This is a genomic window from Legionella nagasakiensis (assembly GCF_900639915.1).
Lineage (GTDB): Bacteria > Pseudomonadota > Gammaproteobacteria > Legionellales > Legionellaceae > Legionella_A > Legionella_A nagasakiensis.
Window position 1 is genome coordinate 1 of the sequence record NZ_CAAAID010000034.1, and the last position, 980, is coordinate 980.

A 980-nucleotide genomic window follows, 5' to 3' on the forward strand; every position below is an offset into this window, starting at 1 on the left:
GGGAGGCTATGAAGTATGAACGCTAGTTTGTATGGAGCCGACCTTGAAATACCACCCTGTGATTGTTGAGGTTCTAACTTGGTCCCATGAACTGGGATGAGGACAGTGTATGGTGGGTAGTTTGACTGGGGCGGTCTCCTCCCAAAGAGTAACGGAGGAGCACAAAGGTACCCTCGTTACGGTCGGACATCGTAGCAAGAGTGTAAAGGCAAAAGGGTGCTTGACTGCGAGAGTGACGGCTCGAGCAGGTACGAAAGTAGGTCTTAGTGATCCGGTGGTTCTGAATGGAAGGGCCATCGCTCAACGGATAAAAGGTACTCCGGGGATAACAGGCTGATACCGCCCAAGAGTTCATATCGACGGCGGTGTTTGGCACCTCGATGTCGGCTCATCACATCCTGGGGCTGCAGCAGGTCCCAAGGGTATGGCTGTTCGCCATTTAAAGTGGTACGCGAGCTGGGTTTAGAACGTCGTGAGACAGTTCGGTCCCTATCTGCCGTGGGCGTAGGAAAATTGAGAGGAGCTGCTCCTAGTACGAGAGGACCGGAGTGGACAAACCTCTGGTGTACCGGTTGTGACGCCAGTTGCATTGCCGGGTAGCTAAGTTTGGACGGGATAACCGCTGAAAGCATCTAAGCGGGAAGCCTCCCTTGAGATGAGTTTTCCCATGAAGCCCGTTGAAGACGACGACGTTGATAGGCGAGGTGTGGAAGCGCAGTAATGCGTGAAGCTAACTCGTACTAATTGGCTGATTGTCTTGACCATATAACCTGAGTTGATTCAGGGTTATGCATACGTTTGTGTTGCCTCAATCTTTACCAGTTGGAAGTGTTAACATCGCTTCCAAAACCGTTTTTCCTGGCGACCATAGCCGTTTGGAACCACCTGAACCCATCCCGAACTCAGAAGTGAAACAAACGTACGCCGATGATAGTGTGGGGCTTCCCCATGTCAAAGTAGGGCATCGCCAGGGCTTTTTT

Annotated in this window: 2 rRNA genes; both read left to right on the forward strand. The window is 51.7% G+C overall.

What is annotated here, in order from left to right:
* Positions 1 to 765 (forward strand): 23S ribosomal RNA (locus E1O52_RS12960); the annotation flags it as partial.
* A 92-nt stretch (positions 766 to 857) separates the two neighbouring features.
* Positions 858 to 973: ribosomal RNA gene (gene rrf / locus E1O52_RS12965) — 5S ribosomal RNA — on the forward strand.
* The last annotated feature ends 7 nt before the right edge of the window (positions 974 to 980 follow it).